The 19,185-nt window shown below is 72.3% G+C and carries 18 protein-coding genes and 1 pseudogene; 8 read left to right on the top strand and 11 right to left on the bottom strand.

The window, feature by feature from the left end; genetic code table 11:
• Positions 1 to 406 (top strand): helix-turn-helix domain-containing protein (locus ACZ4V6_RS30460; RefSeq protein ID WP_467833674.1); only part of this gene is annotated, 406 nt, incomplete at its 5' end.
• 922 nt (positions 407 to 1,328) lie between these two features.
• Here the strand turns inward: ACZ4V6_RS30460 and ACZ4V6_RS30465 are convergent.
• Positions 1,329 to 1,871, bottom strand: coding sequence for a hypothetical protein (locus tag ACZ4V6_RS30465; protein ID WP_467833676.1), 543 nt, complete (start codon positions 1,869 to 1,871; stop codon positions 1,329 to 1,331).
• Positions 1,872 to 2,183: 312 nt separating this feature from the next.
• On the opposite strand from ACZ4V6_RS30465, the gene ACZ4V6_RS30470 reads away from it, so the two are divergent.
• Complete coding sequence (locus ACZ4V6_RS30470; protein WP_467833677.1) at positions 2,184 to 3,104, top strand: LysR family transcriptional regulator; 921 nt, start codon at positions 2,184 to 2,186, stop codon at positions 3,102 to 3,104.
• Positions 3,105 to 3,331: 227 nt separating this feature from the next.
• On the opposite strand, the gene ACZ4V6_RS30475 is transcribed toward ACZ4V6_RS30470, so the two are convergent.
• The 3 genes from ACZ4V6_RS30475 to ACZ4V6_RS30485 all read right to left on the bottom strand — a co-directional run bounded on the left by ACZ4V6_RS30475 (position 3,332) and on the right by ACZ4V6_RS30485 (position 5,869).
• Positions 3,332 to 4,369: a C40 family peptidase gene (locus ACZ4V6_RS30475; RefSeq protein ID WP_467833678.1), complete on the bottom strand. Its 1,038-nt coding sequence runs from the start codon at positions 4,367 to 4,369 to the stop codon at positions 3,332 to 3,334.
• Positions 4,370 to 5,037: 668 nt separating this feature from the next.
• Positions 5,038 to 5,166: a hypothetical protein gene (locus ACZ4V6_RS30480; protein WP_467833680.1), complete on the bottom strand. Its 129-nt coding sequence runs from the start codon at positions 5,164 to 5,166 to the stop codon at positions 5,038 to 5,040.
• Between the two features lie 265 nt (positions 5,167 to 5,431).
• Positions 5,432 to 5,869: a glutaredoxin domain-containing protein gene (locus ACZ4V6_RS30485; RefSeq protein WP_467833682.1), complete on the bottom strand. Its 438-nt coding sequence runs from the start codon at positions 5,867 to 5,869 to the stop codon at positions 5,432 to 5,434.
• 347 nt (positions 5,870 to 6,216) lie between these two features.
• Between ACZ4V6_RS30485 and ACZ4V6_RS30490 the strand changes: the two genes are divergently transcribed.
• On the top strand, positions 6,217 to 6,645 hold the full coding sequence (locus ACZ4V6_RS30490) for a VOC family protein (protein ID WP_467833684.1): 429 nt from the start codon (positions 6,217 to 6,219) through the stop codon (positions 6,643 to 6,645).
• Between the two features lie 602 nt (positions 6,646 to 7,247).
• On the opposite strand, the gene ACZ4V6_RS30495 is transcribed toward ACZ4V6_RS30490, so the two are convergent.
• Positions 7,248 to 8,138, bottom strand: a complete 891-nt coding sequence (locus ACZ4V6_RS30495; RefSeq protein WP_467833686.1) for a S1 family peptidase — start codon at positions 8,136 to 8,138, stop codon at positions 7,248 to 7,250.
• A gap of 263 nt (positions 8,139 to 8,401) precedes the next feature.
• Here ACZ4V6_RS30495 and ACZ4V6_RS30500 point away from each other — a divergent pair.
• From ACZ4V6_RS30500 to ACZ4V6_RS30510, 3 genes and pseudogenes are all read left to right on the top strand, one after another.
• Positions 8,402 to 8,850 (top strand): annotated as a pseudogene (locus ACZ4V6_RS30500) (carbonic anhydrase); the annotation flags it as partial.
• 292 nt (positions 8,851 to 9,142) lie between these two features.
• On the top strand, positions 9,143 to 10,321 hold the full coding sequence (locus ACZ4V6_RS30505) for a Cmx/CmrA family chloramphenicol efflux MFS transporter (RefSeq protein WP_467833687.1): 1,179 nt from the start codon (positions 9,143 to 9,145) through the stop codon (positions 10,319 to 10,321).
• Positions 10,322 to 10,443: 122 nt separating this feature from the next.
• On the top strand, positions 10,444 to 10,617 hold the full coding sequence (locus ACZ4V6_RS30510; RefSeq protein WP_467833689.1) for a hypothetical protein: 174 nt from the start codon (positions 10,444 to 10,446) through the stop codon (positions 10,615 to 10,617).
• Between the two features lie 214 nt (positions 10,618 to 10,831).
• Here the strand turns inward: ACZ4V6_RS30510 and ACZ4V6_RS30515 are convergent, their stop codons facing one another.
• The 4 genes from ACZ4V6_RS30515 to ACZ4V6_RS30530 form a co-directional block, all read right to left on the bottom strand.
• Entirely contained in the window at positions 10,832 to 11,404 is a 573-nt protein-coding gene (locus ACZ4V6_RS30515; RefSeq protein ID WP_467833690.1) for a hypothetical protein, read from the bottom strand.
• A gap of 381 nt (positions 11,405 to 11,785) precedes the next feature.
• Positions 11,786 to 12,388, bottom strand: a complete 603-nt coding sequence (locus ACZ4V6_RS30520) for a beta-ketoacyl-[acyl-carrier-protein] synthase family protein (protein WP_467833692.1) — start codon at positions 12,386 to 12,388, stop codon at positions 11,786 to 11,788.
• Between the two features lie 269 nt (positions 12,389 to 12,657).
• Entirely contained in the window at positions 12,658 to 14,160 is a 1,503-nt protein-coding gene (locus ACZ4V6_RS30525) for a UbiD family decarboxylase (RefSeq protein WP_467833693.1), read from the bottom strand.
• Positions 14,157 to 14,771 carry a non-oxidative hydroxyarylic acid decarboxylases subunit B gene (locus ACZ4V6_RS30530; protein ID WP_467833694.1) on the bottom strand — a complete coding sequence of 205 codons (615 nt, stop codon included), beginning with the start codon at positions 14,769 to 14,771 and terminating at the stop codon, positions 14,157 to 14,159. Before ACZ4V6_RS30530 ends, ACZ4V6_RS30525 begins: the two co-directional genes overlap by 4 nt.
• A gap of 112 nt (positions 14,772 to 14,883) precedes the next feature.
• On the opposite strand from ACZ4V6_RS30530, the gene ACZ4V6_RS30535 reads away from it, so the two are divergent.
• Both ACZ4V6_RS30535 and ACZ4V6_RS30540 read left to right on the top strand, forming a co-directional pair.
• Complete coding sequence (locus tag ACZ4V6_RS30535; RefSeq protein ID WP_467833695.1) at positions 14,884 to 15,336, top strand: MarR family winged helix-turn-helix transcriptional regulator; 453 nt, start codon at positions 14,884 to 14,886, stop codon at positions 15,334 to 15,336.
• Positions 15,337 to 15,741: 405 nt separating this feature from the next.
• Positions 15,742 to 16,122 carry a hypothetical protein gene (locus tag ACZ4V6_RS30540; protein WP_467833697.1) on the top strand — a complete coding sequence of 127 codons (381 nt, stop codon included), beginning with the start codon at positions 15,742 to 15,744 and terminating at the stop codon, positions 16,120 to 16,122.
• Positions 16,123 to 16,806: 684 nt separating this feature from the next.
• Here the strand turns inward: ACZ4V6_RS30540 and ACZ4V6_RS30545 are convergent.
• Positions 16,807 to 17,919, bottom strand: coding sequence for an urea transporter (locus ACZ4V6_RS30545; protein ID WP_467833699.1), 1,113 nt, complete (start codon positions 17,917 to 17,919; stop codon positions 16,807 to 16,809).
• 463 nt (positions 17,920 to 18,382) lie between these two features.
• Positions 18,383 to 18,766, bottom strand: a complete 384-nt coding sequence (locus tag ACZ4V6_RS30550; RefSeq protein WP_467833700.1) for a hypothetical protein — start codon at positions 18,764 to 18,766, stop codon at positions 18,383 to 18,385.
• Positions 18,767 to 19,185: the final 419 nt, after the last annotated feature.

Raw genomic sequence — 19,185 nt, forward strand, 5'->3', positions numbered from 1 at the left:
CGTCCTGACCGAGGAGGCCGACGAGAACGCCGCGCAGGCGGCCGTGCGGACCGCCACGGCGCGCGGCCGCCGGCTGGGCGAAGCCGCGCGGGAGGAGACCCGCCCCGGCCGCCTGGGCCCCGAGCGCGGGCTGACCGTGTGCGAGGGGCTGCTGGAGGAGCACGGCTACGAACCCGTCAGGGAAGCCCCCGCCCGGCTGCGGCTGCGCAACTGCCCGTTCCATCCGCTGGCCGCCAAAGCCCCCGACCTGGTGTGCGGCATGAACCAAGCCTTCCTCAGCGGCTGCCTCACCGGCCTGGAGGTGAACGGCATCCAGGCCGTCCTGGCCCCCGAACCCGGCGAATGCTGCGTACAGCTACGCCCGAACGACACCGATCGCGATGACCACACGCCCCAGGACCACTGACGGCATCGGCCGTCGGCCTCCGGGTGCCGCCGATCGTCGTCGGTGAGGTTGCCCGGCGCCGCTTCGTCGCGGTCCAGGTTTCGATGTGGCCGCTGGCGCCTGGGGGCGGGGACCTGCCGGAAGGGCGGGGGGCTGCCGCTGGAGGGGGTGGGGTCGGCCGGACAGGTCGCCGGTGTACCGGCAGGCGTCGCCGGCGGAGTCCACCCCTCACGCGTCCGCCCTCGCGCGGTCCGGCGACGACGGTGGGGCTGTCGCCGCCTAGGGAGGCGGTCGTCGCCTCGGTGGGGGGCGACGCGTCGCGGTCGCCTGGAGGTGGAGGGCGGCGCCGAAGCTGTCGCCGGCCTCGGCCGGCTGCGGCCCGCGACAGACGGTGCCGCCTTCGGTCGGCATCGCTCGACGCGGACCGGGCGGACAGCGGGCGAAGATCGTCAAGGCCCTGGGCGCCCCGGTCCGGCTGCGCCTGCTGTTGATGATCGCTTCTCGGACGGGCGGTGAGGTCTGCGTGTGCGACCCCACCCCGCCTTCGGCCTGCCCGGCCGACGGTCTCCCGCCACCTCGAACTCCTGCGCGGAGCCGGGCCGATCGACTGCGGGCACCGTGGCACGTGGATGCACTGCCGGCCGGCCCCGGAGGATGCCGACGAGCCGGTCGGCATCCTCCGGGGCCGGCCGGTCGGCCGCTGTCTGGGCGGCCCTGACGAGGACACGCGGACGCCGACCTGGTGGTTCGCCCCGGGGCAGGGGGCCGTAGTCGGGATCCGCACTTCCTCGCCCGGGGCGGGCAGCGAGGACCGGCCGCTTCGGCCGCGTCGGGCAACTCGGCCACAGGGCGCCTCCGCCCCCTGCTCCGCTACCCGCACGCATCGCCGTGGTGGTGCTCGGGTGCGACGTTCTCGCCCGCTGCCCGCCCCTACGCGAGGAGATCAGCAGGGCCGGATGTAGAAGACCGGGGTCCAGGACGCGGTGCCGGTGTCCTTGGCGCGGTTCGACCAGCGCAGGCTGCCGTCGGAGTTGTAGAAGCGGGCGACGGTGCCGGTCGTCTGGTTGTTGTTGAAGGTGCCGTCGCCGATGCCGTCGAAGCTGTACTGGCCGCACCGGTAGTAGTCGTAGTAACGGCCGCGGCCGTCCACGATGCACAGGTGGCCCTCGCCACAGGCCACCGCGGCCTCCGGCGAGGCGAGGTCACGGACCTGGCTCTCGCCGGGGGCGGGGATGGTCACGGCCCCGCCCTCGGTCGTGAGCCGGTTCGCCGACACCTGGCGGGCGTCCGGGTGCGTCGCCAGGTAGCTGTCCACCTGCTGCTGGAGCTCAGCGGCCTGGGCGCCGGTGAGACCGGCTGCCCGGGCCTGCCCGGCGTACGCCGACTGTACGGCCGCCGGCTCGGCCGACGCGGAGCCGGACAGCGCCGGTCCCACGATCAGAGCCGCCGCGGCTGCCGCCATGGCCAGAACCTTACGTGCTGACATGCTCGTTTCCCCTTCCCGGGCGCTCCGGCGGCCACTTCCCATGGCGGCCGTCCGGAAGACGTCACACATCGTGCCCGGCAGGGGCACCGCGGTTGAAGGGATAACTCATGCGGTCGCGCCGCACATCGATACCCGCATGGCTATGAGGAGTGGAGAACACGCTTGTGGGGGACTGCGGGGGAGGCCGGCGGCAAGGCACTGTGGAGGGCACGCTGACCGGGGACTGCGGGAGAAACGGTGACAGGCGGTTACGGGGGGCCCGGCGAGAGCGGGGCGAGGGCGGGTGAGCCGTTCGCCGGGGACGGTCCCCTCGTGGCGGCCGACCCGAGCGTGCACCAACTGCGGCTCTTCCTGGCACTGGCCCAGGACCTTCACTTCGGGCGGGCGGCGAAGCGGATGTTCATCAGCCAGCCCGCGCTCAGCCGGCAGATCGTCGCCCTCGAGCGTCGAATGCGCGTCCGTCTGGTCCGGCGGTCCACCCGCCGGGTGGAGCTCACGGCGGCGGGACAGGCGCTGCTGCCCGAGGCCCGCGCCGTCGTGGAGGCGGCGGACCGGCTGGGCGAGGTGATACGGAGCCAGTCGCGCCGGATGTGCGGGCGGCTGCGGGTCGGCTTCATCGGCGCCGAGGCCGCGATGCCGTACGCCCGGCGGATTCTCGCCGAGTTCCGTCGGCGGCACCCGGAGAGCGAGATCGAGATGCGTTCTCTGGACCTGGTGAACCACATCCAGGCCCTGGTCACCGGCGAGGTGGACGCCGCCTTCCTGCGGCAGCCGCTGCCCGCGGTCATCCGCACCCTGCGACTTGCCAGCGAGCCACGGGTGGTGTGCTTGCCCGCGGGAGACCCGCTCGCCCGGCGCCGGGAACCGCTCACCATGGCGGACCTCGCCGACCGGCCCTTCGTGGACCTCCCGGGTGACACGGTGCGCGGCTGGTGGAACCACTGGACCGGCAACCCGCGACCCGACGGCACCCGGGTGCGCTACGGACCGGTCGTCACCGACGTGGAGTCCCTGTTGCTCGCGGTCGCGAACGGGCAGGGCATCGCCTTCCTGCCGGCGGCGGCCCGCGAGTTCTACCCCCGCCCCGGGCTCGTCTACACGGACGTGAGGGGGCTTTCGCCCTGCACCGCCGTGCTCGCCTGGCTCGCCGGGCACGGCGACGACACCGGCGTCGCGGCCCTGCGCGCGGCCGCCCGCGCCGTACTGCGCGCGACGACCGGAACCGGCAGATGACTGTCCGCCCGAAGCGCCGCTCGACGGTACTGCGGCGCCGGTGGACCTCCTGGTCGAAACCCGGCGGGCGGCCGTCGACGCTGCCACGGCGCCGCCCTGGTCCTCGGGGAGGGCGGTCGGCTTCTTCTCCCCGACCGGGCTGCTGCCCCGGGGCCGCTTGTGCCCGGGCCGCCCGGCTCACGCCCGGGTGTCACCGTGCACCGCGGCCCCGAGGCGGAACCGTCAGGTCAGACGCGGACACCGAACATGAACGGTCCGCCGATGGTGTCCATCGACTCGTACCGTACGACCGTGCCGGTGCGAGGGGCGTGCAGGATCTGGCCGTTGCCCGCGTACAGGCCCACGTGATGCAGGTCGTTGAAGAAGAAGACCAGGTCACCGACCTGGAGTTGGCTCCGTGTGAGGCGGGTCCCGATGCCCGCCTGGGCCTCGGAGGTGCGCGGTATGGAGACGTCGGCCTGGGCGTAGGCCCAGGAGGTCAGGCCCGAGCAGTCGTACGAGGAGGGGCCGGTGCCGCCACGGATGTAGGGCTTGCCGATCTGGCTCTGGGCGGCGGAGAACGCGGCACCGGCCCGGCCGGACGCGGGGGCGTGATGGCCCATGCTCACCCGCTCGGCGGAGGAGCGGTCGGCACGCTGCTGCTCGGCGGCGAGGGCCGCCTTCTCCTTCGCGGTCAAGGTGTTGAGCAGCTTCTGCGCCTCGGCGAGCTTGCCCTGGACCTCCTTCTTCCTGTTGCCCAGCTCGGTGCGGGTGGTGGCGAGGTCCGTGAGCTTCTCGGTGGCCCCGGCGCGTTCCTGGGCGAGTTCCCGCTGTTTGCCCTGGATCTTCCGCAGGGCGTCGACCTGCTGGCTGCTCAACTGGTCGAGTGTGGATGCCTTGGTGAGGAAATCGTCCGGGTCCGAGGAGAGGAGAAGCTGCACCGAGGGGTCGATGCCTCCGGAGCGGTACTGGGCGGCGGCCAGTGAACCCAGCCCGTCACGCAGTGCGTTCAGTTCCTGCTGGCCGCGGGCGATGCTGTCCTGGACGTCGGAGACCTCCTTCTGCAGCTTTCGCTGCTTCTCGTCGGCCGCGTTGTACTTCTCCGTGGCCTGTTCCGCCTGCACGTAGAGTTTGTCGACCTTCGCCTTGACCTCGTCCTTGCCGAGTTTCTGACCGGGTGTGGCGTCGGCGGCGTTCGCACTCAGGGCGACGGCAGCGGCGGCTGCCGTGGTCAGCACGCTCACGCGCGTGCGGCTCGGCTGCTTGGGTCGTCGATGGGACGTCACGGAAACGGACTCCTGTTACTTGGGCCACCGGCCGATGTACCGGTGGCCTGTGCGGGGGGTGGGGGGTTTACATGGGAGATAGGGGAGAGGGGGCGAGGCGCTTCCTCGCGGGAGCGCGTCGGCGCCGCGCATCACGGTCGATTCCACGGCCCGATGCCTGGTTCTCCCTGGTCCGGCCTTCGCGAAGAGCCCCGGCCGCCCGGTCCGTCCGCCCGGCCCGGGCCCTTCACCGGTCCCGGACAGCGGTACGAGCAGGGACGCGGCCGGTGTCACTCGCCCACGGCGGTCACGGGCGCCCGAGGCCGTCACGGACGGTGCAGCTCACCTGCCAAACGGTCCACGATCCGCCGGAACCACGGAGCCGGAACCCGTGGTTGCCGTCCTTGCCGGGGGCCGTGACGGCGAAGACCGAAAGGCTTCCTCAGGCCGACGCCGCCACGGCCCCCGCCCCAGTGAAGGCCGCCAAGGCCGCGACTGCCGCGAAGGCACTCCTCAATCTCTGCATGTACATGCTCCTTTGCCGAGTGGCGTGGTCCTGTGAAGGGGAGGGGGAGAACCGGCGTTCCCCCCGCCACGGGAGAGTGGAACACGGGCACGTAGGGGTGGACCATGCAGAACCACCGGCAGAAGTAACCCTCTTCTCCCCACCGCCCCGCAAGGCTCCGGTGTCAGGGCGGCGCCCGTTCACCACCCCCACCACCGTGCTCCTGAGGGGCGCCCTCGCGGCCGTCCTGCACCATGCCGGGTGCCTGGAGCGCCTCCTGGTCGTCCTTGCGACCGCGCTCGGCGCGGTCCACCGCCCCCGCCCTCCTGCCGCGCGTGGTGCCCTGGCGCACCCCGCGGAACCGACAGCAAGGGCACGAGAGGACCACCTGTGCAGCACGGCGGCCCGGCACCACGGCGTTCGAGCAGGCCGTCCGGTTGCCGGAACCCTTCCCCCACCGTGAGGGCCGCGCTCCCGCAGCCCGTGAGACCGATCGCGTCGACGGCGACACCGCCGGGGTCGACGCCCGGCCCGCCGAAGCCCGCGCCGGCCGGCTTTCCGTAGGGCGTGGTTCCTGCTCAGGCGGAAGAAGACAGCTGGCGGCGCACCCATCCGGGATCGGGGTTGGTGTGCGGCCGGCCCGCCACGACGACGGTCGGCACGGTCTCGTTGCCGTCGTTGGCCGCTCTCACCGCCGCGGCCCCTGCCGGGTCGCGCCAGATGTCGACCCAGTACAACTGCCGGGCGTCGCGGCCCAGCCGCATGCGCAGCCGTATGCAGTACTTGCAGCCCGGCCGCCAGAAGACGACCGGTCGGCCGTCGACCGCGCTGCGGCGTTGTGCCTCCTGCGCACCGATCGACCTCGGGAAGACCAGCGGGGAGTTCACGGCGGCGAGCGCCAGGAACGCCGACAGGAGAACCGCGGCCGTGCCGGGGTTCCCCTTGGAGAACTGCGCAGTCGCGAGGGCTGAGCCGCTGAGCACAAGCAGCATCGGTAGGATCCAAGGGCGCGTCATGGTGATGCAGGCTAGCGACGAGTCGGCATGCTCCTCGTACCAGGCCGTGTTCGAGATGCCGGTCGGCGCAGGTCTCGGACGGCGTTTCGAGCATCGCACGGCGTCAGGACGGTGGAAACGACGCACCGGCCCGCCGCCCCGTCGCGAGCACACGAGCGACACCGTCCGAGCGATCGCCGACCCGCTGTCCCATCGGCAGACTGTGGGCCCGGACCCGGACCCGGCGCGGCGGACGTGAACCCGGGCCACACCGACGTCCGCCACGTCTCACCGCTCACCGTGCACGAGCTCGTGAGGGCTGCTCAAAACGGGTGGAGCGGCAGGGGCCCACCTGGTACGGTGCGCCGGTGCCAGAGATCAGGAAGCTCCAAGTCACCTTTGACTGCGCGGAACCTGAGCGTCTCGCTCGTTTCTGGTGCGAGGTGTTGGGGTATGTCGTACCGCCACCACCGGAGGGGTTTGCCACGTGGGACGACTTCAAGCAGTCGCAGCCCCCGGAACAGCGGGACTCATGGTTCGCCTGCGTCGACCCCACGGGCGTGGGCCCGCGACTGTACTTCCAGCGCGTCCCCGAAGGGAAGGCCGCCAAGAACCGACTGCATCTCGATGTGCGGGTCGCCACCGGGCTCGTGGGCGAAGAGCGCCTCGCCGCTCTCGAGGCCGAGTGCGCACGGCTGGTCCCGCTCGGCGCGGTACACGTGCGAACGCTGTATGACGGCAACGATGCGTGCATCCCCATGCAGGACATCGAGGGCAACGAGTTCTGCCTCGACTGAGCATTCTCGAGCCGGAGGGGCGGGAACCACCTTCTCGCACCTCTCCGGCCCCGTACCAAACGGGAGTTGCTCTGCGAGGGCGAGGGCGCACAGCCGAGGCTGTGCCGAGGCCTGCGGCGCTTGATCAGCTCCGTTCCGGACAGACCGGTCCGGGATTCCACGAGGGCGGCGAGGACGATCTCGGCCCGCTTGCCGGGGGCGGCCGATCAACCGGTGATCGCCCGGGAGAACACGTCCACGACGAAGGCGGCGCAGGCGGTGCCGGCCCAGGACGCGACATGGGTGGAGCCGGCCCCGTCACCCATCGAGCGGGATGCGGTGAAGTCGCGTCTGAGCAGGTCGGAGACCCGCTCATGGCCGCCCCGGAGCGCTTCACGCGTACCCGCCGTCCGCGTGGGCAGGGGCAGGGTGGCAGCACGCGTCGGATCCTGTGATCCCTGCACCAAGGTCCGCGGCCCGCCCGCATCACCCGATCGCCCCTTTCCGCCGGGCGGCGCCGCCCGGGACCCTGGCCGTGCACCGGGGGCCGGGTGCCGGCCGGGAACCGGTCAGGGAGCATGACGGGCGAGTCACGCGCGGTTCGGGAGCGGGGCCGTCCCGAATCAGCCGTTGCGGCCCACCACCCCGTGGATCCAGCCCGTGTAGGCGGGCGCGCTGGTGTAGAGCCCCGGGCCCTCGCTGCAGCGCACGCCCGGGGCGCCGGGGCCCGAGGTGACGCCGATGAGTTCCCAGCGCCCCTTCCGGTCCCGCTGGAGCTGGGGACCGCCCGAGTCGCCGTTGCACGCCATGGCCCTGGGCACCTGGCTGATCGTGCACAGACGGGTGCTGTCCGCGTAGCCCGGCGCGCACTCGGAGACCGCGCCCCTGCGCGTGTCGAGTTCCTGGAGCCGGTCGGGGAAGACCCATCCGGTGGGGTCGGGTGCGTCCTCGACGGTGCCGAAGCCCAGGATCCGGGTCGGGGTGCCGGGCCGCCCCGGCTTGTCGGCGATGCGGATGGGCTTCTCGGCGACCGGGCGGTTCAGGCGGATCAGAGCGACGTCGTCGCGGTTGGGGCCGATGCCCTCGCCGTTCCTGTAGCCCGGGTGGGACACCGTCCTCGTGACGGACCGGACCGTGCCCCCGGACTTCTTCCACTCACTGCCGATCCGGACGGTGCCGTCCAGGGTGACAAGTGTCGGGTCCACGCAGTGGGCGGCTGTGAGAACCCACTGCGAGTCGATCAGCGATCCCCCGCAGACACCCTTGAAAGCGGGGTCGTCCACACCCGTCACAGGGATCGACACCATGGACGGGTAACGCTGCGTGGAATCCTCCCCGTTGACGATGGCTTCGGCACTGCCGGCCGTCATGGCGGCGCATGCCACTCCTGCCAGGACCACCGCGGCGGTGCGCGCCACCGTGCGGCGCAAGGACTTCAAGCTGAACACTGGTTCTCCGATCGGACGAGCAGGTGTGACGCGTCCAGCCTCCGCGATCAAGAGGAACTGATCCATCCGGTCAGCGGGCCTGTCCGGGGCCCGGTCAGCAGGCCCGTGCGGTGTGGGGAAAACCCCCGGACGGCATGTTCCGCATCCGTTCGGTGCGACGGCCCGTTCCTGACCGAGGGAAGGCCGTAGGGGGCGGAGCCGTACGGGGCTCACCGAGCCGGACGCGAAAAGCGAAGGGTGCCAGGGCCACGCACGGACGACGCTCCCGACACGGACCGCTTCCCGGGACACAAGCGCAGTCGTCCTTCGGGAGCCGACGGTGCGTTCGGGTGTCCCCTGCCGGTGGCGTTCCCGGACCCGATGGCCGCGTTCACGTACCGGGCAGCATCGGGTACGGCGTGGACGTCCTGGGCTGCCCGCTGATCGTGGTCCTCGGCCACGCGACTCGTGCGGCGCGGACGGCGCGGCGCGCGCCGCTCTGGAGAAGGGCGTGGCACCGGCCGGATACGTGCGGGACGTCGTCGAGCGGGTGACCCCCGGTGTGCCGGCGGCGCGGGCCGCCGGAAGGACCGGGTCGCGAGAGACCCTCGCCGAGCACATCCGGAACACCGTGGACCTGCTGCTGGACCTGTCCCGGGCGCTCGCCGAGAAGGTCGCCGCCGGGCAGGCCGAGGTGGTGGGCCTGTGCTACCGCCTCGCGGACGGGAGCGCACGGGTCGTCGCGTCCCGCGGCATCGACACGGCGGTCCACGCCGCTTCCCGACCGCCCCTGCCGTGATCGCCCGTGGCGCGGGGGCGTGGCCTCGTGTCGCGGGTCATGACGTCGGCGACGCAGGCCCATGGCGGTGAAACCGAGGTGACCCGACGGGCACCGGTCGGGTAGCGTGCGGGCCATGTCGAGTCCTGAGTCGGACAAGGTGGGGGCTTTCGGTCACGCCGTCAGCCCCTGAACCCCTGAGCCCGTAGCCCTGTCCTCGCGCCGCGTTCCGCGGCCGGGCGAGTGTGGCCTCGGGGCTGGCCGCGGTGACGAGATGACCTCCTCGTGCTTCTCCTCACCCCGGAGCCACTCGATGCCTCTTCCGCTGTACCTGCTTGCCCTGGCGGTGTTCGCCATGGGCACCTCGGAATTCATGCTCGCCGGCTTGTTGCCGGACATCGCCTCGGAGCTCGACGTCACCGTCGGGACAGCGGGCGTGCTCACCTCGGCCTTCGCGATCGGCATGATCGCCGGCGCCCCCCTGGGGGCCGCGCTCGCCCGCGACTGGCCCAGGCGTTCCAGCCTTCTGGGATTCGTCCTCGCTTTCGCGGCAGCTCACGTCATGGGCGCCCTCACCACCAGTTTCCCGGTCCTGTTCGCCACCCGGGTGGTCGCCGCGCTCGCGAACGCCGGGTTCCTCGCCGTCGCCCTGTCGGCTGCCGCCGCCCTGGTCCCGCCCGACAAGAAGGGACGTGCGCTGGCCGTGCTGCTGTCAGGCACGACGACGGCCACGATCGCCGGCGTCCCCGGCGGGTCGGCACTCGGCACGCTGCTCGGCTGGCGGGCCGCCTTCTGGGCTGTCGCCGCTCTCTGTCTGCCCGCAGCCATCGGCATCCTGAAGGGGATCCCCGCGGAACGCGTGAGGGGAGGGGCGACCGGCGGTCCGGCCTTGCGGGCGGAACTCGCCCAGCTCACCAGGCCGCGGCTGATCCTGGTGATGCTGCTCGGCGCGCTGGTGAACGCGGCGACGTTCGCGAGCTTCACCTTCCTCGCCCCCGTGGTGACCGGCACCGCCGGGCTGGACGAGTTGTGGATCTCCGTCGTGCTGGTGCTCTTCGGCGCCGGTTCCTTCGTCGGTGTCACGGTCGCCGGCCGGCTGTCCGACCGGCGTCCTGGTCCGGTCGTCGCAGTCGGTGGTCCGCTGCTGCTCATCGGCTGGCCGGCCCTGGCCTTGCTGGCCCACCGGCCGATCGCCCTGTTCGTCCTCGTGTTCGTGCAGGGCGCGCTGTCGTTCGCGCTGGGCAGCACGCTGATCACGCGGGTCCTCTACGAGGCCGCGGGAGCCCCCACCATGGCCGGCTCGTACGCGACCGCGGCACTCAACGCCGGCGCCGCCGCCGGCCCCCTCATCGCCGCGACCAGCCTCGGCACCGCGCCCGGGAACCTCGGACCGCTGTGGACGAGCGGGCTCCTGACCGCCGTCGCGCTGCTCATCGCGTTCTCCCTCCGCACTGCGATCGCGGCCGGCCGAAGCGCCGGGGTGCTCCGGTGACGCACGCGGACGCCCCCCTTGGACGGCGAGGGACGCCGAAGGCTCGCGGAGCGCTGCCGCAGCCTTCCGATCCCCCTGTGGCGGCCGGCCGAGGCCGGCGTCTCCCACGCCTGCCCGCCCGAGTGGAAGAACCGCGGTACGACACGTACGGCGAGGCCGGGCCGCGGGACCGCTCCCCGCGTTCGGCGCCCGTGGGGGAGCCGGCCGCCGGCATCGCCGACCCCGCCACCGTCCTGGACGGTCCGCAGCGGGTGGAGCGGCGTGACAGGCCCGCCCACGACTTCGGCGCCGCCTGACTCCGGGGCGCGCGAAGTGAAGTGACCGGGCCCTCCGGCGAGGATGCGGAACGCGGCCCCCGGGCGGGACGTGACCACCTCACCCGGGGGCGGGCCCGGCCACTCCGCCCCGGGAGCGCTCGGAGGTGATGCCGCCACCGTGGCACACCCGGTACGGCCGGCCGGGAAACCGCCGCGGCTGCCACCCGGCACGGCTGCGCGGAGAACAGACCCGTCAGGGGATGAGCGGCGTCGAGGAGCGGGCGTGCCCCCACATGCCGTGGAGCTGGGCCATGGGGCGCTGCTGTTCGCCGTGGAGGGCGTTGAGGACGACGAGGCATCCGGTGAGCGCCGGCACCGCCCACTGCGCGTAGGAGAGCTGACGCTGAGCCTTTTCCAGGTCGATGGGGTGCTCGGCCGCCTTCTCGTTGTCCTCGAGGCTGTAGGAGGAGGCCAGCTCGACCTTCTTGCCGAGAATGCGGGCATAGGCGGTGGCGGCCAGAGCGGCAGCCGTGACGACCGTCTTGGCCGTGGTGGAGGCACCCACACCCTGCTGGGTTTTGACCCGGTGGGCGTTCACGGCGAGCAGACCGCCGCCGCCGAACAGGTGCGCACCGATGGCGGCGGCGTTGACCGGTACCCACTTCGCCCAGCCGACCGAAGCGATCCGGGACCTGGCGGCAACCGTGGAGCCTTCGTGTTCGGCCGCCCCGTTGAGGCCGATCGCCCCCATCAGGGAGCCGCCGAACCAGGCTGCCAGGCCCACGTCGTGCAGGCTGCGGATCAGAGTGTTGTTGCGTCCGGACACGAAAGTGCTCCTTAGGGGAGAGGGCGGCACGGGCCGGTGAGACGGGGATGACTACTTCACCCTGACCGGACCGTGCACTCGCCGCCAGTACGACTGACCCAGACGGTGACCCGGTGGCTTCCGCCGTCGGCCGGCTTCCGTCGGGAAGGGGGGTGGGAGGCGGCTTCGGTTTTCCAGCCGCTGCCTGAGCGGTCGTCGCGCGGGGGCGGGAACCGGTTGTCCTTGACGTCGGTGCCGCATGCGTGACGTCGGCCGCAGTCGCACGCGTGGATCCCCAAGGCCGGCACGACCTCACCGGGGAGGAAGACCTGGTCGCAGCCTGGCTCATGCGACCTGTCCACGAGGCGGGCGGCGATGCTGCGACCACAGGCAGCCGCACGCTCAGGCCCGGCCGAAGACCAGGACCGCGTTCTGCCCGCCGAAACCGGAGGAGTTCGTCATGGCGACGTCCAGGCGCGCCCGGCGGGGCCCGCCGGTGACGATGTCCAGCTCGCGTCCCGCGTCCTGGCGCCGGAGGTCGGCGGTCGGGGGGATCTCCTGGCGTTCCAGGGCCAGTACGGTCAGAGCGGCCTCGACGGCTCCCGAGGCCCCGAGGCTGTGGCCGAGGACGCTCTTCGGAGCCGTGACCGGTGGCGGGTCCGTACCGAAGACCGTCCGCAGAGCCGGCGCCTCGGCGGCGTCACCGGCCGCGGTGGCGGTGCCGTGGGCGTCGACGTGGTCGGTCCGGTGGGGCGTGCAGCCCGCGGCCGCGATGGCCTGCGGCATGGCCTGTGCGGCGCCGGTGCCGCCGGGACGGGGCAGGACGGGGTGGTGCGCGTCGCTGCTGGAGGCGTGCCCGCGCAGCACCGCGCGGACCGTGGCGCCGCGCCGCCGGGTGTGTTCGGGATCCTCCAGCACGAGGATCGCCGCCCCTTCGGAGAGCGCGAGACCGTCGCGGTCGGCGTCGAAGGGCCGGCACGCACCCTCGGCCCCGTGAGTCCTCACCTCGGGCACAGCTCTGGTGAACGTCGTCCCCGTCGATCACGTCGTCCACAGGTGGTGCGGCTTCCTCACGCGTCCGCGGACGGCGGCGTGTACCACCTCGGCGACGGCGTCCGGGCGCAAGGGCCGGGACACGCTCGTCTCCGGCAGGAACAAGCAGGACGCCGTCCGGCCCGTGAAGCGGTGGTCGCCGTCGCCGAACGAGGCCGGTCGCACGGCTCCGGTAGGGGTCTTCTTCCGCTGCGCCGTCGAGAGGCCGTCACTCGACTCGGCTACAGGCGCGTTGCCGCGAACCCGTAGTCAGTCCAGTTCTCGGTGACTCGCCGGCGCACGCTCTCGGGGTAGGAGTTGCCGAACGAGGCGGTGACGCCTCTGGTCACGCCGTGGAACTGTTCGGGCAGCAGACAGCTGACGACGGATTTCCCGCCGCGGCCGGCACGCACCTCGTCTTCTGTGAGGTACGGAACCATCGGGATTCCGGGCGCCTGCGGATAGAGGTAGTGGCCCGTGCCGGGGTGGTTCCGGGTGGCCAGGGCCCACACCACCTGGTCGATGTCGGTGATGTCGATGTCGTCGGCCACCAGGATGACCTTGGGGACCAGCCACCCGGTGTGCGAGCCGAAGAGCACCTCGGCCACGGCGTCGGCCAGCTGCCGTTCCGTCAAGCGCATGTCCGCCAGCCGGCGGATGTCGACGGACACGACGATCCAGCAGGTGGCGGCCTCGTAGGAGCACCAGGCCAGCGAGACGGGCAGGCCGCTGGAACGCAGGAGTTCGAGGCTGGTGGCCGAGATCATGGTGCCCCAGATGGTGTGGTTCTCCTCCGGGGGCAGACCGGCCACACAGATGGGCAGAATGGGCCGGTCGCGGAACGTCACGGCCTCGACGTGGAAGACGGGCTGCGGCTTGCTCTCGGCGAAGGCGTACCCGTGGTATTCGCCCATCGGTCCCTCGAGGGCCGTTTCGTCGGGGCTGATGTACCCCTCGAGCACGATCTCGGAGTTCGCGGGGACGTACAGGTCGTTGGTCTCCGCGCGGACCACGTCGACCGGGCTGCCGGTCAGGGCGCCGACGTAGCCGCCCTCGTCGACCTCCGCGGGCAGTGGCATGCCGGCCGCGGCCAGGGCGGCCGGCGGGGCGCCGAGCACCATGGCCCAGGGGGTGCGCTCCCCCCGTTCGGACCACATCCGGTGGATCATGCCGAGGTGCTGCTGCGGCATGGCCGGGCCGACCAGGGTGTTCCGCCCGTGCAGCATCGTGCGGCTGACCGACCAGCTCGTCCACCCCCCGTCCGGTGTCCGCACCACGTGGAAGCCGTAGGTCCCGAGGTACCGGCCCCCGTCCTGCTCGTGCAGAAGAGGCACGGGGAAGCGCCGCAGGTCGACGTCGTCGCCGGTGAGGACGTTCTCCTTGCAGGGGCCGGTCGGCACGACCCGCGGGGGGACGGGTCGGGTGCCCATGGCGGCGATGAGCTTCTCCAGGAGGTCGCGCGGTGTGGTGTCGCGCGGGAGTCCGAAGTGGGCGGCGAGCCGTCCGTAGGTCTCGCCCGGGACGCTGCTCAGTCCGGCGGGGGCCCCGAGGATCCGGCAGCCGAGGTCGCCTTCGGCCGGGTTGCCGAACAGCGGGGCCGGGCTCCTGGTGTCGTAGACGCGCCGGGTGATGGCTGCGGCCTCCAGCGTGGAGCTGACCGGCAGGCGGATGTCGACCGCGTCGCCGGTGGTGAGCAGCTCCGCGACGAAGTCGCGGAAGTTGAGGGAGCTGCCGTGTTGTGTCACGAGAAGGCCTTTCCTGTGGACGAGGGATGGGCTCCGGCCGGGCGCGGGTTCGCCCCCATGCCCTGCCAGCGCCGGGCGGTGGGCAGGTCCAGGTCGAACTGGTCGAGGATGCGCGCGACGATGTGCTCGACCACGTCGGCGATGGTCGAGGGCTGGTTGTAGAACGCGGGGACGGGCGGCATGACGACGGCGCCCATACGTGTCAGCTCGAGCATGTTCTCCAGGTGCACGGCGGACAGCGGGGTCTCACGGGCCACCAGGACCAGCCGGCGCCGCTCCTTGAGCATCACGTCGGCGGAGCGGCCGATGAGCCCTTCGCCGTACCCCGTGCGGATGGAGGCCAGCGTCTTCATGCTGCACGGCACCACGACCATGCCGTCGACCCGGAACGATCCGCTGGAGATCGACGCCCCCTGATCGTCCGGGCTGTGGCACACCGACGCCAGCGTCCGGACGTCGCGCAGCGAGTACGAGGTCTCCTGGGCCAGCGTCGCCCGCGCCCAGCGGCTGACGACGAGATGCGTCTCGACGCCGAGTTCCCTCAGTGCTTCGAGCAGGCGCACGCCGATGGGCGCGCCGGTCGCTCCGGTCATGGCGACGACGAGTCTCACTCCGCCGGCCTCCTCTGTCATGCGATCGCGACGCACAGTTAGTACGTACACGTCCTACCTTTTTCACGGTATAGTACGTGTACGTCCTAAGCAACCGGGATGGAGTCGAGCGATGAGCCAGGAGAACGCGACCCACCGCACTCCCATGGACGCACTCGGCGGGCTCGGCCCGCTGGCTCGCCAGTTGAACCAGGTGCACAGTCGCCTCTGGTACGAGCGGGTGCACCAGGACCTCACCGGGCCGCAGTTCACCGTGCTGAGCCTGCTGGACGCCCACGGGGACATGGATCAGGGCACCCTCGGCGCACTGGCCCATCTCGACAAGTCGACCGCGGCCCCACTGCTCGAACGGCTGCGCCGACGGGGGCTGCTGGACATCGCCCGGGACGAGGGCGACCGCCGGCGCAAGCTGGTCCGCATCACCGAGGAGGGCCGCGAACTCGCCGTCCGCCTCGCCCCCGCGGTCGTCGCGGTGAGCGAGCAGATGCTCGCGCCGTTCTCTCCCGAGGAGCGGGAGCAGCTCATGGGCCTGTTGCGGCGGGCGGTCGGTGAGTCGAAGGCCTAGCTCGTCCTTGGCCGTCGTCGTCCGACCTGCTCACGTCCGGTGATGGTCTCGAGCCGCCCGGCTGTTCCGCCCGTGTCGTAGCGGGTGAAGGGACGCCGGTTCCTCCGGCCGGACGGTCCGCCGGAGCCGGGCCGGTCGGGTTTCGGCGCACGGGCCGGGCAGGGCAAGTCCCCTGGCCCGGCTGCCCGTTCCGGCAGGCCGTCGCCGACTGGGCCAAGCGGTACTCCGAGGCGACTGGGACCGGCCTCGGCGACCACGCGGCTCCTCCGCGCCCCTCCACGCTCGACCGGTCCATCGCAACGCTCCGTCGCACGAAGCACGTCAGGTGTCACAGAGGCATGTCTCCTGTGAGCGAGGCCGACGGCGGGAGCGGAGCGAGGTACCGGGCAGGGGTAGCGTTCCGGCATGACGTCAGCACCGCCCCGGTTCCCGCCGCATCCGATCCGTGGCGTGCGGGTACTGCATCGGAAGGAGAACTGTGCGCCGCATTTCGCGGAGATAGAGGTGGATTTCGAGCTCGCGGCCGAGGGCTTCGCCTTCGAGGTGGCGCAAGAGCTGGTGGTGGACTACGAACCCGCCGAAGCCCTGCCACGCTTCTTCGCGGCTGCCGCCGTGGGGATCGAGGAGCAGCTGAGCCTGCCCGAACACGGAGTCGTGATCGCCACCCGGGTGGTGCTGCGGCGTGCCCGCGCCGATGCGTTCGGCTCTCACGAGATGGCGTTCAGGATCGCGGGCTACCTTGCCGCCCGCAAGGCGTGGGAACGTGCGGGGTGCCCGCACCTGTGAGCGCTGCCCCTCGCGACGGGGCGGCCGGAATCCTCACACTCGACCGGACTTCGCGCGACACCGAGCGTCGGACAGGGCGACCGGGCTCGGGTCAACCCTCGGTCGGTTGCTCATGCCTGACGCGCTCCGACATCCTCGCCGGTCCGCGTGAGGAGGCTGCTCGTGCCCGCGCGCACAGCCGGGGATCCGCATCCCCCCACGGTCGCACGAGCGCCGGCCCCAGCGCGGCCCCGGCCGCGGCCATGCCGATCGTGACGGTGTCGAGCACCAGCCTCCCGCCCAGGCTGAACCCTCGCCCGACCGGCAGCAGCCCCGGTGACGAACCGCCACCCGCGACACCTTGATCACCAGGTACGGCACGAGGGCCGCTGCCGCCCCGTCCGCGCTGACACGGGGCACGGGCCGCACCCTCACCTGCCGACGGTTCGACGGAGACGCGTGGTGTGTGAGGTTCTTGAGGTCCGTGCGCGGCCACGGGCCGCGAACTGCCGGTAGCCGGACCGAGGTGTGCTGGAGCGTTCTCCGGTCGGTCCGGAACAGGCGGTTGGAGGGGCAGGGGGCGTCGCGGAGGACGTCTTGGGGTATGCCGCCCGAGGCGGGAACTGGCAGGTGTAGTCGTCCCCTCGGTGACGCGCGACCGGCCGGCGTCCGTGCCCACCACGGGTACGGGGAGCGTGATCGTACTCACCGTGCGCCCGCCCGGCTCCGTCCCGCTCCCGTCCCGCTCCCGTGTCCGATCGATCGACGTCCGTCCTGAGCGGACGATCCCCGGAACGGACGACGGCCGGTACGACGACGGGGACCCACGGCCGGACCGGGGTCCTGGGCGGGGTCGAGGCCGGTCAGGTGCGGGAAGGAGCGGGCGGCGGCCAGGAAACCGAGCGTCGTCAGCACGAAGGGCCAGGTGAAGGCGTGCCCGCCGGACGGGGCGAGCTGTGCGGCGACGGCCGGGGTCAAAGCCGTCGCGGTCGCCGCGCCGAGCAGGGCGTACAGCAGTGTGGCCGGCGCCGTCGGCAGGAACACTCCGCACAGCGCGAGTGCGACCAGTACCGCGTTGTAGCCCATGGTGCCGTCGGTGATCCGCTCGGCCGGCGCGCCCAGCGCCCAGGCGGTCGCGATGCCCGTCATGCTGCCGGCGCAGGCGATCAGCCCCGCCGTCCGGCTGGCCAGGAAGATGCCCGCGAGCAGCAGTGCCCCCACGTGCCACCGTTCCAGGAAGAAGAGCTGGGAGACGTTGTGGAGGAACGCCCGTGCCAGGTCGTCGGGGTGCAGGGCGGTCGGCCCGGAGGCCGCGCCGGGCAGTGCGGCGCGGCTGTCGCCGTGCGGCCAGATCCGCCGGAAGGCGGGCGCGGCGACGGTCACCGCGACCGCCAGGAGACAGTACGGCAGGGTCAGCGGTGGCAGGTTCCAAACGTGCAGCAGACGGGCCACCGCCGCCGTGCCGACGGTGACCACGATGCAGCCCGCGGCGGCGAGCAGGGCCGTGGCCGGCCGGTCCCGGCCGAGGAGGACGGCGAGACAGAGGGCGAACAACGCGGAGTTGAAGCCCTCGAGGCCCGCCTCCTGCCGGTCGCGTGGCACGCCGAGCCCGCGGGCGGTCCAGGTACCCAGGGCCGCGCCTCCCACCGCGTACGCGGCGTACCGCCAGTCGGCCGTGAACAGGGCCACGGCGAAGACGGCCCCCGTCCACGGGCTCGCCTGGAACACCACTTGGCCCAGGCCGCGCAGCACCTGCGCGCAGAAACCCGGCACCTGCGCCGGAGACCACCACCATCGGGCCCGCACCGACCGTCGCACGTCCGCCCCCTCAGCCAATTCTTCCGCAAAGCGGCATCAACTTTCCGCAATACGATATCTGCTGTCGGATGAGATGAGGCGTCCGGGCGGAACTGGCGTGAACACCGGGGGCGGCATCGCGCCACACACGCAACGCTGATCCGGTGCTCTCCTGGGCGCCGTACGGGCCGGTGCCGCCCCCTGCCCTACCGAGGGTTCTCCGCCGCTGCGCGGGCTACGCCTCCGCCGTGTGGATCACAGGCTCGACACGGCGACCACGACAGGGGGAAAGACGGCGAACCAGGTCGCCCCTGCCCCTCCCGCAAGACCGACAGGACTCCCGACCGGACCCGTACGAAAGGGGGCGGGGGAATCCGGCGATGTCCGGAGGCTCACCTCTTCCCGGCCCCGCCACCCGGCTCCCCGCGCCGGCAGCCGGCCCGGTCGCCGCCCGCCGATTCGCTGGGCCCTTGGGTTCCGTCGGTCAGGACGGCTCGAAGCCCGGCTGGACGGGGCCGATCTCTCCGGCGGCGACCAGTTCCTCGAGGTCCTCCGGCTCCAGGTACTGCAGGGCGTCGGGGGCGATGCCGTGGCACCGGTCCACGTCGAGCAGCCGCCGCACGAACGCGAGGACGAACGTCGAGAACGGACCGTCGAAGGTCACGCAGCCCTCCTCATGGAGCATCGTGACGATCTTCCACCGGTCCGGGTCCGGGTCGCAGGGCCAGAAGAAGTGCTCGTCCCCGCTGTGGTCGTACCCCCACGAGATCAGCCCGCCGGGCTCGGGGTGAAAGGGATACGGCGCATGCTCGGCATCCCCGCTGCGCCGGGCCCTGTCCCGGCGCCCGGCGAACGTCTCGTGCGTCACGCGCATACGCTCCAGCAGCGGGCTCGACCCCCGCGGACGGAAGACAGCGAGCTCGCCGCGGATGACCCCACTGCCGTAAGCGCTGAGGAAGGTCTTGAAATCGCCGGGCAAGGCCGAACCGGCGTACTGCTCGACTTCGTTCCGGTCCTCCCGGCCCGTCTGCCGGCCGACGGGCCCGCCCAGCGGAGCCTGCAACTCATCCAACGAGGGCATGCACGTCTCCAAGACCGGTCAACGAGGACCTGCGCCGCCACCGTAGCCGCATGCACCACGACGTCGCGCGACGCGGCCGCCGTCTGACGGGGCGCCGCCCGCGGCAGCCGGCTCACCGCGCGGAATCCGCGAAATCGCGGGTCGATACCTGCTGCGCGACGCCATAGGGGGTAGCACATAGTGGAGCCCCACAGCACTGATCGACT

Source organism: Streptomyces sp. NPDC029152 (genome assembly GCF_055564355.1).